The organism is Mobiluncus mulieris ATCC 35243, from assembly GCF_000160615.1.
Lineage (GTDB): Bacteria > Actinomycetota > Actinomycetes > Actinomycetales > Actinomycetaceae > Mobiluncus > Mobiluncus mulieris.
On sequence record NZ_GG668518.1, the window covers coordinates 608,528 to 620,548 of the forward strand.

The window sequence follows — 12,021 nt, forward strand, 5'->3', positions numbered from 1 at the left end:
AAGCGTCACGAGTCGTTGATTGCCGCCGAAACGCTGTCGCTTTCGGTCGCGGTTCATGAGGTGGCTGGCGCGGATTTGGGTATTACTCTGTCAGCTAGGCGAGATTAGTTTCTGTGGCGTGAGGCATGTCTATCAGCCCGGTTTTAGCAAAGTGTTTATGTGTCCATGGACATTTAGCGAATCGGGCGAAAGCCTCCAGGTTATGCCTTGAATAGTTCCGAGTGTGTTCCGACCCGGTAGACCATCAAGACCAGCGTGTTACGGTGAATCTCGTAGACTAATAACCAGTCTGGTTCGATGTGGCATTCCCGGGTGCCTTTATATTTCCCGCTGAGTTCGTGGTCTTGGTACTTAGCTTCCAGTGTCTCTCCGTTGGCCAGGCGGTTGATGACCGCGAAGACTTCTTCGAGGTTCCGGTGTTGTTTCTTTGCCAGTTTCAGGTCTTTTTTGAACTGGGTGGTGAACTGGATGTCGTATTTCATACTTCGAGTGCCGCCCGCAGTGCCTCCATGCTGGAATACTTTGGCGTATCAGGGTCGTTTAGCATTGCGCGACCCTCTGCTATAGCTGCTGCTGTGGTCGCATTGGGGTGCTCTAGTTGCAGGCTAAAGGGAATCCCGTTTTCCCTGATAGTAGTGCGCAAAAACAGGTTCACCGCCGTGGTCATGTTCAAGCCGAGCTCGTTGAAAATCGCTTCCGCCTGCGTTTTTACGGCTTTATCCGTCCTGATGTTTAAATTCGTGGAAACCATTTGCTCTCCTTTGCCTCAAATAATATGTGAATCCTCGGTTGTTATCAACACAACAGCTTTATTTTAGCCATACTAAGAGTTGTCATTCCCCGAGTGTGGTCTGACTAGTTCGGTCTGTTACTCGGGTTACGTCCGGTCTGCCTCTCCTTTCGGGGGCATGAGGTGCCAGCCGGGATAGTGGCAGAAATGAGTGAGTATTTCGTTTTTGCGGGAAAAATTCCCTGAAAAACCGCATTTTTCACTTATTTCTGCCAGGCCGGGGATGAGGGGCTTTTCTGGGGTATGGATACATAATCCCCTTATTGAGAATGCTTGATATCGAGGTACTGCGCCGCGCGGCGTTAGCCGTATATCGGCGCAGCCGCTGGTGAAGCCGTTATAAAGTGGCAATGATTTGCCGTTTTAGGCGGAACTCCTTGAGTGGCGAAGCCGCAACCGCGCAGGCGGCGTGTGGCAGCGGTGAATGAAGTGGTCTGGGTTATACTTTCAAAATATAAACCAGATTGCGATTTTGAAAGCAGTTCCGGTTTTCGGCGGTTTCACGAGGATTAGCCCACACTCAGCGGAAGTGGCCGAGGCGGGCTGAACTATTGCCTCCATTATAACGCTAAATCTGGGTTCCTGCGTTTCATCCCGCCCGCGTGCAAAATGGGAGTGCGACATCCTTTAGGGCTGGGATGTAAAGAGAAAACCGTAACCGTATGAAAGGTACGCCGCTCCCGTGGGCCAAGTTTACAGGCATTTGTGTTTTGAAGATTGTGTTGTTATCGAAAAACGTCTAGAAACTGGGGTTCCGGTGGCGGCTCTAGAGGAATCAGAGCGACTGCTGCGCCGTTTGTGGTCGGGTGAAGTCGGGGAAACGTCGCATTCGCACTACAAGCTGATAAAGTCGATAACCCAAGAGAGAACCTGGGCGAGTTCCTCAGGGGTTGCGGTGCCGATGCGTGCTTTTAACCGCTGCTGGGCGATAGTGCGAGGTTGTTCGGTCATCGCCCAAGAGGAACGCGCCAAGTCTGTTAGGCGGATATGATTTGGCCAGCCTCGGTCGGTTGTAGAAATCGGCACCACTATAGCCAAAGCGTCTATAATATCGTGGTATTGCGCGGCGGATATCACCAATACTGGCCGCCGTCCGTTTTGTTCACGCCCTTTGGTGGGGGTCAAGATAAGCCCACCAGATGTCGCCTTGCTGAATCTTGGTTTCGCTAGTCAAGGTGGGCATCCAGCCATTCGTCGCGTTTGCGGGTGTATTGCGCCATAACTGATGCCGGGGTTTGCGCGATGGCTTGACGCAGGGACTCCATCCGGGCGTAGCGTGCGGATTCGCGCAGTAAAGTGTCAATCAGCTCGGCCATAGTTTGACCGTGTTCAGCAGCGCTTCGCTTGAGCCGGTCGCGCAGCTCCACTGGCACCTTGATGGCGGTGCACGGTGGTCGGGTTGCCGGAGCCGCAGTTATGCTAGTCATGCTTACAGTATACCGGGTTCCTTTTCGTGCCGCGTGCCTGATGTGCTGGCCGGGTGCATGAGGTGCCAGCCGGGGTTTTGGACGTTTTTTGAGTTTTTTCTCTGTTTGGCTGCGGAAAAATCGGGTGGGTGTTAGTGTAGTTGCTAAGTTTGTTGGTTTCTGGTCGGGTGCTCTTGGTTTCATGAGGGGCTGGTTGGATTCCGTGATAATTAAGGAGGAATTTGATGGCACGTAGGCGTGCGATAGCTGGCTTGGTTGCCGGGGTTGGCTCGGCGGCGCTGATAGCGGGCGTGGGCGCGGTTCCGGCGGTGGCTGGTGACCTGTCTTTTGAGAGGCTCGCGGGTTCGTCCGGGGTGGAGACCTCAATAGCTGTGGCGAAGCACACTTGGGGCGCGGATTGGAAGGTTGTGTATGTGGCGAGCAACCGTAACCCGGTAGATGCGCTGCCGGCGGCGACTATTGGGGATGGCCCGGTGGTTTTGACGGATGGGAAGAGCCTGAATCTTGGTGGGGTTAAGCCCGGCAAGATAGTCCTGCTCGGTGGTACGGGCGCGGTGCCTCAGGGGATAGAAGACCAGGCGAAAGCCACGGGTGCCGAAGTAATCCGCTTGAAAGGCGCAGACCGTAACGCCACCGCTGCGGAGATTGCCAAGCAATGGGTCAAAGTGAACGGCACCCCGAAGAATGTGTATGTGACCAAGAATGTGGGTTCGGGTTCTCCTGACGCGGTCGCGGCTAGCGTGCTTAGGGACGGTCCGATTGTGACTTTTACTAATGATGTGTCGGCTAATGCCCTGGCGGGGATTGTCTCTGAGTTGAAGGCTGAGAAGGTTACGGCTTTGGGCGGTACCGGAGTCGTCTCGGATGCGGTGGTCAACAGTGCTGCTGCTGGTAAGGCCACGGCACGTTTGGCGGGGGCGAACCGTTATGAGACCGCGTTTGCTATTGCCCAGTATGCTAAAGCCCAAAAGTCGGGCTCGAATGTGTACCTGGCTTCGGGTACCGCGCTCAAGGATGCGATGGTGGCGGGTGCCGCTAAAGACGGCATCATCCTGCTTTCGCCTGCTAATGGTGAGGGTGTGAAGGCCAAGGCCGACACCCTAGGCGCCGCGAAGCTGATTGTTATCGGTGGTACCGGTGTTATGCCCGATCGTACAGTTCGGGCCGCCGCCACTGGAGTAATCCCGCAGCCCGCGCAACCCGCTCAGCCAACACAACCGGCTCAACCTAAACCGCAGCCTAAGCAGCAGCCGCAGCCCAGCGATTTGGGTTCAGCAGGCCAAGAGGAAGCAACTATTCTGCAGGGAATTAATGAACTGCGTGTTATGGGACTGGCAGGTGAGCTTACCCGGGATTCACAGTTAGATGCCTTTGCCCGAGATATCTCTGCCGATATGGCAAAACGGAATGAGGCGAAGCTGACCCCTGAACAGGAAAAGGCTTTCGACGCGATTAGACCTCCTAAATGCCCCTCGCTTACTGGATGGGAGATGACCTGGTCTGGTGACGAGAATCCGGGTAAGAATGGTGTTGGTCACGTTAAGGAAATAATGAAACGTATTTCCCCAAAGCGTCTCTATGATAAACGGCTGAAGACTGTAGGTATCGGTGTGGCATTCCGCACAGATGGTGGTAGTTTTGCCAACTACATCTTTTGTGGCTAGCAAACGCTAGCCTAGCTTGGTTGGACTGGGAGCTTGCCCCAGTCCAACTGCGATTTTTACTTGAAATTGCTGGAGGTTGCCGGGTGGTATTGCAAAGTGGTAAGGTCGAGAGGGAACGACTCAAAGCCTAGCGGATCAGGAAGGTTGCTTCCGAGCGCAGGGCGGCGATGCCTTGGTCGAAGGTTGCCAGTAGTGCCTCGGGGGCATGAGGTGCCTCCCGGGAATCGTGGCATCATTTGCTGGCGCGCGGTATCATGATGTTATGAGTATGACATTGCGGCTGACCTCGGAGCAGGATGCTGCGTTGACGCGGCTGGCGCGTGCCTGGGGTACGTCTAAGCAGCAGGCGGCAGTGCGGGCTATCGAGGATAGTGACCAAAAGCAGCGGCGCGTAAAGTTCGCCGATATTCCTACTTTCAAAAGCGATGTGAGTGTCCAGAAAATGATTGCTGATGAAAGGGGGCGCCTTGAAGACGTATTATCTTGATACGTCGGCTTTGCTCAAAGGATTTTTTCAAGAGCGGGAAACCCAGGCATATAAACAGTTTTTGGATGATTGCGTGTCTCGGGGCGATGAGCTTGTCATCAGCAGGCTGACATTTACCGAGTTCTATTGTGTTTTGAAGCGGCGCTTGCGCCCCGAAGATAGCTGGGATAAGGCGGCTAGAGATACCCTGGCTAATTTTGTGGTTTGTCCCGTGGCGGAAAGCGATTACTTGCAGGCTGCGCATTCCGAGTGGCGGTTGCGCGGAGCCGAAGCGCTGCATCTGGCGGCGGCAGTAAGGTTAAACTGCGATGCCATGCTGGTTTTCGACCAGGAACTCGCCGTTGCCGCCCAGGTTGCGGGTCTGGAAGTTCCCCAGTTCTAACATCTAGGCTGAATTAGTTCTGAACACTGGCGGCATCGGGCACGTCTATCAGGCCGGCCTTAACGAAGTGCTTTTTCAGCAGCCTCAAGGCGAAAACGGAGCCGATAAACGCGGTGAAGGTGGTTAGTGCCACCATAGTCCCGTAAAGTGGCCAGGAGAACAGGCTCAAATAATAGGACAGCATCTCGTCGCTAAGATGCAGCATCTTTTGGCGTGAGCTAAGGTATTGCACACTGGAAAAATACATGGGGAACGTGAAACCGGCGGATTGGATGGTGCAACCTGTCACGTAGGCGGTTACCAGAAATTTCTGGCTGCCGTATCTTCCGGCACTGGCTATTATTTCGGCGATAACCCAACCCAAAACACACAGACCGACCCCGATTAAATTTCCGACCATTAACCCTGGCACTACATTCAGGGTTCCCATCAGGAAGAATACACCCACTTTCTTTACCTTGGCTGCCAACAGCAGATAGGGGACAGCGGTGAAAAGACAGACGATGGGGATATTCGCGATGGTTCCGAAAACTGTCATTCCGGCAATCCCGCCTATGAAGATGAACATCAGTAAAGAGATAGCGGCGAAAATCCCAATAGTAACTAAATCTCTTATACCTACGGTGACCAGCTTCTGGGGATTATGCAGCGTGTCTTTCATGTTTTTACTCCTTTATTTCTGTTAACGGATTTTCTTGTTTAGAAGACTCAAATTTGCAGCCATATCGTGGCGACTATCAGTGCCATCATTGCAGTCGCCAGAGCCAGGTCTGTGACGGTGAACCCGAGAGGATAAATACTGACGGGATTCTTTACCATCCCCAATCCTCGAGTGAGCCCCGCCGCTGCCAGTTCGTCAGAAATTCTGGTCGCGCGCATCAACAGTGGAACCGCCACGATTTCAATCCACTGAAACGGATGAACCAGAAAATGCAGTGGTGTCCGAATAATGCCGCGCGTTTTGAGACTGTCCATCAGCGCGTGAATATCGCTGCGAATAGTGGGCAGGAACCGAAACATGACCATTAACGGCACAGTAATGACATGCGGGGTTTTCATTCGCGCCAAAGCGGCTCCGATGCCTTCCAAAGTGGTGGTTCGGGACATAAACGTGCCGACAAGCACCAAAACCAGCAGTTTTTGAGTCATATAAGCGAGCATGACAAAAGCCACCGAGGCCGACCCGCCCAAAACCCAGGCTGCCTCTGAAAGAAGCTGCGCCAACAGGTAAAACCCCGCACTAGCCAATGCGATACGCCAGGATCCACAGCTCAGCGCCAACAGCGTGGCGAAACCAAAAATCACATGCGCGCAAAGGGGCTTATTGGCTAGGAACGCGATGCTGCCCAGAATACCGGCGATGATAATAACCGTGCGTGGGTCAATATTCTTGGTCATGCTTCCACCTCAGTTTTGTTCCTAGCGGCACCTAAGAGCCGTGCCGCCGTGTGGGTGTCGAAGGAACAATCATCAACCAGTTGTCCGTCCTTCATGAACCAGATTCTGGTGGCGCACAGCGCCAGGAATTCAAGGTCATGGGAAATCAGGATTATCACCCGTCCTTGGCGGGCAATTTCAGTAATCAGCCCCGCCACGAGGCTCATATTGTCCCTGTCCAATCCGCTGGTGGGTTCGTCAAAGCAGATTACGGGTGCCGCACTGGCGAGGGCGCAAGCGATGGTGACACGCTGCTTTTGTCCCCGTGAGAGGGCTTGGGGGTGATGTGACACGAAATCGGATAGCCCCAGTTGCTTCCAGAGGTCATGAGGTGCTTGCTCGGGACATTTGCGTTCCAGAGAAAACTCGGAGGCCACTGAGTCAGAAAATAATTGGTAATCCGAGTCTTGCGCTACCAGCCGAATTGTACCCAGACGCTGTCGAGGACTCAGCAGGATGCCATCTAGCCAGATTTCCCCCGTGCTTTCCTTGTTTAGTCCGCAAAGGATTCGCGCCAAGGTGGTTTTTCCCACCCCGTTTTCCCCCACCACGGCCACCACTTCACCGCTGTGAGCCGTGGCGTTTATTGAAGCAATCTGGAAAACCTGATGGCAATGATGCCGGAGTCGTGACCGGTAATAAAATCCCAGGTTGCGCAATTCTAGGGTGTGTCGGGTCGTATTCGGTTCCGGCAAGACTCTAGCCTTGACCTGGCTTGGTAACTGATGCAAATGCAAGGCACGCAATCCCAAGTCACGCAGTTCAGCCTCGGTAAGACCAATAACCCGGTTACGCGGATAATCGGCACAAATACACCCGTCCTTGAACACGACAAGACGGTCAAGTAAACCAGCCAGATAAAACAGGCGATGTTCAATAACAATCACGGTTTTGCCACATTCCTTAAGGCCGCACAGCAATCCCGCCAATTTCTGGGTAGCTTGGAAATCCAAATTAGCCGAGGGCTCATCAAAGAGATAGATGTCTGGGTTGATGGCAAAGACCGACCCGATAGCGATTTTTTGCAGTTGCCCGCTGGAAAGCTCAAACAGGCTGCGGTTTTGCAGTTCCGTCATGGACAGCGCCGTGTAGGCAGCTTTTATCCGCTGCAAAGTTTCTTTTCGATTCCAGCCTCTGTTGACACAGCCGAAAGCAATTTCGTTGTCGGTATTGGTCATAAAGAATTGTGAACGTGGGTCTTGAAACACAGTGGACAAAATCCCTCCGATTTCCCCAATTTGTTTGCCGTCGATGTTTTCGCCCATCAAGCGAATCTCTCCGCCAAGTTGCCCTTCCCAAAAATGTGGCGCTAATCCGTTGAGACAACGCGCCAAGGTGGTTTTTCCCGAGCCGCTGGGGCCGGAGAGAACTACGAATTCTCCGGCTTTGATTTCAAGGTTCACACCCTCGATGGCATTTGTATTCGCGCCCGCGTAACGAAAATCTAGCTTGGTGCATGCAATGGCTGGCATCTGATTCATAGCGTCCTTTCTTGCGGGGTCGGCATTGGCGTGGTGACAGTCACACCAGTGGCTGCCTGGTTTTGGTTCCACATTTTTCGGTAGCGTCCGTTTTTGTCTCGCAATAATTCCTCATGAGTGCCTTGTTGCACGATATGCCCCTCATGAAACACCAAAATCTGATTCGCCGAACGCACAGTAGACAGATGATGGGCAATTACCATTACTGTGCGGTCTTGCGCCAGGGCAGAAATAGCCTCTTGCATCAGTGCCTCATTGAGGGGATCTACATTTGCGGTGGGCTCATCAAGCACCACGATAGGGGCATCTTTCAAAAATGCTCTGGCTACGGACAGGCGTTGGCGTTGTCCGCCTGAAAGCCCTGTCCCATTTTCGCCGAGCATTGTGTCATAGCCGGCCGGTAGGCTCATGATGAAATCGTGAATCCGTGCCGCCTTGGCGGCTTTTACGATTTCCTCATCACTTGCCCCGGATTTCCCGATACGAATATTTCCCGCTACGGTGTCTGCGAAAAGCTGTACGTTTTGCATAACGATACTGATATGTGCCAGCATCTCGTCATAGGGAATATTGCGGATGTCTTTACCACCGATAGTGATTACTCCGGTATCAACATCCCAAAATCGCAGCAACAGGTTGGCTACAGTGGTTTTGCCGGCACCTGTTTCCCCGACCAAGGCGCACAAGGTTCCTGGTGGAACCGTGAAACTCACGTTTTCAAGTGTCGGTCGTCCTGGTTCATAGGAAAAGGCGACCTGCCTAAATTCTATTCCGTATTCAAGAGGTGCCACTGGAGATGTTGGTTCTATTACCGCTGTGGCCTGGGTAACTTTCAGAATTCTGGTAAAGGAATCCTTGGCTTTAAGATAGTTCATCCAGTGTTCTTCCAAAGCAAAGAAAGGTTTATATAGCTCGGGAGCCAGCACTATGAAAACCAGAAAACGGAAAATATCGAGATTATGATGCATTGTCAACCACAATCCGCTGGTGACAGCAAATAAAAATGATAAGTTTACCACTAAGTTATAGATAGACAAAACAAAAGCGCGGTTACGTGCCGCTTGGGTGCTGGCCGACCCGAAATCTTCAATAGCGTCCGAAAGTAGGATATCTAGACTATGGCATCTGGAAAATGCTTTCAACAGTGGTATTCCTCGCACATATTCTACAAATAGGCTCGCGAGTTGTGCCCCGGCATCGCCCACCTGGGATTCTAAGCGCGTTGCTCGGCGCAAACCTACGGCCAGCCAGGCTACCGCCGCCGGTAATGTCGCAATCATAAACAGTGTTAAACGCCAGTCCAGGCCAGCCAAACCAAGAATCAACAAAGCTGAAACCGTCATATCGGCTGTCATTCGCGTCCACAGGTGTCCGACTATCAACTCCATATTGTCGACATCTTTATGAATAATCTCGCTGATTTCACCCAATCGACTTTTGGTGTAATACCCCAAAGAAAGTGTTTTGAGTTTGGTGACAATCCGGCAGCGAATTTGAAACGTGAGGTCAAAACCGGCGCGGTGTTTTTGCTTATCAGCCAGAATTCCAGCCATAGTTTTAACTGCCAGAACTCCAGCTAAAACTCCGGCAAGCGCCGCCAGATTCAAAGTCCTTTCCAGTCCAGATTTGATGGCGACCAGGGAAATCAACACAATAGCCACACTGCACAGGGCATAGCTAACGAAGCCGATAATACTAAAGATAATCTGTTTTCTGCCGTCCGGGCTGAGGATGTGAAAAATTTGCTTAATCATTGATGGCACCTCATGATGTCCCAGGTATCTACCAGCTGCTGGCTGGCGACCATCTGGCGATATAAATCACAACGTGCCAACAGCACCTCGTGGCTGCCGGTGTCCATTACCTGCCCGGATGCCATAACCACTATCTGGTCGGCGGTAACGACGCTGCTAAGGTGATGCTCAATAGTGATAATTGTCTTGTCCTGAGCCAACTCCGTGATGGCGGCTTGTACTAACGCCTCGTTTTCGGCATCGAGTGCAGAAGTAGCCTCGTCTAAAATCACGAAAGGACAATTTTTCAATATAGCACGTGCGATGGAGAGGCGTTGCTTTTCCCCACCGGAAAAACGGCTGCCGGCCTCGCCAGCTAAAGTCGCATATCCTTGGGGAAGGCTCTCGATGAAATCGTGAATCCGCGCGCGTTTCGCGGCCTGTACCACCTGCGCGAAGGTTGCGTCTTGGTTGCCGATACGCAGGTTTTCTTCCAGGGAAAGATTGAACAGAAATATGTCTTGTTGGACAATAGCGAAAAGCTGTGACCAATCATCTGGATTCACATCGCTCGATTTGACCCCACTCACAGAGATCGTTCCCGTGTCAGGTTCCCAAAAACCCATCATCAGGTGCGCTAGCGTACTTTTCCCGCAACCCGAAGCTCCCACCAGGGCGGTAGTCGAGTTTGGCGCAAACTTTATATTAATGTCATGCACGGCGGGGGAGTCCGCCCCGGGATAAGAAAAACTGACTTTTTCCACCATTAGCTCACCGGGCTCGCTGGGTGTGTTGTTTTGGCTCCGCTTCATGAGTGGCACGTCTAATATCGGGGTAATTCCCTTCATGGCCTGGCTAAACATCACGCGATAGTGCTGCAGTGTCGCGATTTTAGCCATCGAGGCGCTAAAGGCTGCGGCCAAGATAATGGCCACAATCAATATTTCCACGCCGATTTGACGTGATTGCAGCAGCCAAGTGCCGGTTATTACGACAGAAACCATCCCAATTTCCATGCACAGACTAATCAATCCCATCGGCACCGAGATGGTGTTCATGGACTTGGTAACCCATTTCACGTAATCTTTGGCCGTAGCAAGTACGGCTGCGGTTTTGTCCTCGCTTTTGGAAAAAGCCTTGATTACGGGGATAGTGGCCACATACTCCGTCAGCCGCTCTTGCATCGCAGTGTTATAACCGGCCACAATCTCGAAGCCTTTCTCCCATTTGGGTGCCGAGAGTCGCTTGATTGCAAGCATCAGGGGGATTCCCCATACCATGGCGAGTGCCAGTCTCCAATCCAGTATCAACATGGCGATAGTTGTGCTTAGAGGAATCACCACGGCGGAAACAGCCTCGGGACGTCCGTGAGCTAGGTAAACCTCGACTTGTTCCACATCGTTTTTCATGACCGTGACTAAATCTCCAACTTTTCGGGTTTGGAAGAACCCCAGGGGCAAGCACTTGAGGTGTGTCAAAATAGCTTGACGTAAATCAGTTAAAGTGCGGTAAGCCGCGCGGTGTGACTGCCAGGTGGACACGAAGGAAGCACCTGTTTGCATGAATAAAACAGCCAATAGGGTGCCAGTGGCCACCCACACCTCGGCGGGGTAAAGTCGTCCGTGCCACGCTTGGCTGACCAGATGAACCACTGCAATTGGTGTTACCAATCCCAAGAGGTTGCTGAGGCACGTCATCGCGCTGGCAAGGTAGCAAGACGCGCCCACCGTGCGGGGAAGTTTTCTTGGCGAAGTCATGGGCATCTCCGGTCGTAACATGCATGAATAGTGAACCATGATTCAGTTTTCAGAATAAAAATAAAGACGCTCCTGGCTCGCGAAGCTTTCAAAGTGAGTTCACCCCTTCGTAATAGCAACTGATAATCAGCGACAGTAGCTCTTGAGCCTGAGTGATATTTTCATAGTGGCGGGCAACTTCCAGCAGTCCAGACACGAAATTACTGGCCAATATATGTGGCAAAACTTTGGGGTAAGATTTCTTCTTATTTCTGGTCAGCTCGCGTTCAATATGCGCTTGTACTGATTGCACCATCCGGCTTTTCGTGTCCGCATAAGGAGTGCCGTGGCTTTTATCCATCAAAATCACGAATTCGCGGTGATACTTCAAGATATTCTCTATGTACTCGGCCGCAGCGGTTTGGTATTTTTCGAGTGGTGAGCCCGTTTCTAGGGCTTCTTCTGCTTGCGCTATGGCCTCGAAATCAGGTGGCAGAGGCGCAATCACCGCCTGAAACAGCTCCTCTTTGTTTTTAAAATAGGAATACACCAGTCCGGTGGATACGCCGGCGGTATCTGCAATATCAGTCAGTCGTGCCCCGCTAAACCCGCGTTCCATAAAAATCTGGGAAGCGGCTGCAACGAGACTTTCGCGCACTTCCTCCTTCAGTACCTGCGGCATCGTCACCTCCTCAATCCTGAATCAATGTTCAGTATTAAAGTATGGGTCACCTTACCTGTCCTGTCAAGCTAACGGTGCATCCCGAGCTGAAAGTGTTTGTCGAACGGGGGCGGTGGTGCAGGGGCAATCCTGGGTTTAACAGGGTATTTATAACGCGCGGGCGGTTGATATGTTGTCTGCTGTGGTGGTTTTCTCGGTTGTG

The 12,021-nt window shown here is 52.2% G+C and carries 13 protein-coding genes; 3 read left to right on the forward strand and 10 right to left on the reverse strand.

The window, feature by feature from the left end; genetic code table 11:
- Window positions 1–200: 200 nt before the first annotated feature.
- The 4 genes from HMPREF0577_RS02580 to HMPREF0577_RS02595 all read right to left on the reverse strand — a co-directional run bounded on the left by HMPREF0577_RS02580 (window position 201) and on the right by HMPREF0577_RS02595 (window position 2,217).
- Window positions 201–482 carry a type II toxin-antitoxin system YafQ family toxin gene (locus HMPREF0577_RS02580; RefSeq protein WP_004012093.1) on the reverse strand — a complete coding sequence of 94 codons (282 nt, stop codon included), beginning with the start codon at window positions 480–482 and terminating at the stop codon, window positions 201–203.
- Window positions 479–751: a type II toxin-antitoxin system RelB/DinJ family antitoxin gene (locus HMPREF0577_RS02585; protein ID WP_004012094.1), complete on the reverse strand. Its 273-nt coding sequence runs from the start codon at window positions 749–751 to the stop codon at window positions 479–481. Before HMPREF0577_RS02585 ends, HMPREF0577_RS02580 begins: the two co-directional genes overlap by 4 nt.
- A gap of 873 nt (window positions 752–1,624) precedes the next feature.
- Entirely contained in the window at window positions 1,625–1,915 is a 291-nt protein-coding gene (locus HMPREF0577_RS02590; RefSeq protein WP_081443316.1) for a type II toxin-antitoxin system PemK/MazF family toxin, read from the reverse strand.
- A gap of 41 nt (window positions 1,916–1,956) precedes the next feature.
- Complete coding sequence (locus HMPREF0577_RS02595) at window positions 1,957–2,217, reverse strand: ribbon-helix-helix protein (protein ID WP_004012097.1); 261 nt, start codon at window positions 2,215–2,217, stop codon at window positions 1,957–1,959.
- A 224-nt stretch (window positions 2,218–2,441) separates the two neighbouring features.
- On the opposite strand from HMPREF0577_RS02595, the gene HMPREF0577_RS02600 reads away from it, so the two are divergent.
- The 3 genes from HMPREF0577_RS02600 (at window position 2,442) to HMPREF0577_RS02610 (ending at window position 4,750) form a co-directional block, all read left to right on the forward strand.
- Complete coding sequence (locus tag HMPREF0577_RS02600) at window positions 2,442–3,881, forward strand: cell wall-binding repeat-containing protein (protein ID WP_004012098.1); 1,440 nt, start codon at window positions 2,442–2,444, stop codon at window positions 3,879–3,881.
- Between the two features lie 262 nt (window positions 3,882–4,143).
- Window positions 4,144–4,368 (forward strand): hypothetical protein, encoded by a 225-nt coding sequence (locus tag HMPREF0577_RS02605; protein ID WP_248613641.1) that lies wholly within the window; start codon window positions 4,144–4,146, stop codon window positions 4,366–4,368.
- Window positions 4,349–4,750 (forward strand): type II toxin-antitoxin system VapC family toxin, encoded by a 402-nt coding sequence (locus HMPREF0577_RS02610; RefSeq protein WP_248613642.1) that lies wholly within the window; start codon window positions 4,349–4,351, stop codon window positions 4,748–4,750. The genes HMPREF0577_RS02605 and HMPREF0577_RS02610 overlap by 20 nt, the downstream gene beginning before the upstream one ends.
- Before the next feature lie 13 nt (window positions 4,751–4,763).
- Here the strand turns inward: HMPREF0577_RS02610 and HMPREF0577_RS02615 are convergent, their stop codons facing one another.
- The 6 genes from HMPREF0577_RS02615 to HMPREF0577_RS02640 all read right to left on the reverse strand — a co-directional run bounded on the left by HMPREF0577_RS02615 (window position 4,764) and on the right by HMPREF0577_RS02640 (window position 11,819).
- Complete coding sequence (locus HMPREF0577_RS02615; RefSeq protein ID WP_004012101.1) at window positions 4,764–5,411, reverse strand: MptD family putative ECF transporter S component; 648 nt, start codon at window positions 5,409–5,411, stop codon at window positions 4,764–4,766.
- A 47-nt stretch (window positions 5,412–5,458) separates the two neighbouring features.
- Window positions 5,459–6,148 carry an energy-coupling factor transporter transmembrane component T family protein gene (locus HMPREF0577_RS02620; RefSeq protein ID WP_004012102.1) on the reverse strand — a complete coding sequence of 230 codons (690 nt, stop codon included), beginning with the start codon at window positions 6,146–6,148 and terminating at the stop codon, window positions 5,459–5,461.
- Window positions 6,145–7,668 carry an ABC transporter ATP-binding protein gene (locus HMPREF0577_RS02625; protein ID WP_004012103.1) on the reverse strand — a complete coding sequence of 508 codons (1,524 nt, stop codon included), beginning with the start codon at window positions 7,666–7,668 and terminating at the stop codon, window positions 6,145–6,147. The genes HMPREF0577_RS02620 and HMPREF0577_RS02625 overlap by 4 nt, the downstream gene beginning before the upstream one ends.
- Window positions 7,665–9,422 carry an ABC transporter ATP-binding protein gene (locus HMPREF0577_RS02630; RefSeq protein ID WP_004012104.1) on the reverse strand — a complete coding sequence of 586 codons (1,758 nt, stop codon included), beginning with the start codon at window positions 9,420–9,422 and terminating at the stop codon, window positions 7,665–7,667. The genes HMPREF0577_RS02625 and HMPREF0577_RS02630 overlap by 4 nt, the downstream gene beginning before the upstream one ends.
- Window positions 9,419–11,158, reverse strand: a complete 1,740-nt coding sequence (locus HMPREF0577_RS02635) for an ABC transporter ATP-binding protein (RefSeq protein WP_004012105.1) — start codon at window positions 11,156–11,158, stop codon at window positions 9,419–9,421. The genes HMPREF0577_RS02630 and HMPREF0577_RS02635 overlap by 4 nt, the downstream gene beginning before the upstream one ends.
- A gap of 88 nt (window positions 11,159–11,246) precedes the next feature.
- Window positions 11,247–11,819, reverse strand: a complete 573-nt coding sequence (locus HMPREF0577_RS02640; protein WP_004012106.1) for a TetR/AcrR family transcriptional regulator — start codon at window positions 11,817–11,819, stop codon at window positions 11,247–11,249.
- Between the last annotated feature and the right edge of the window lie 202 nt (window positions 11,820–12,021).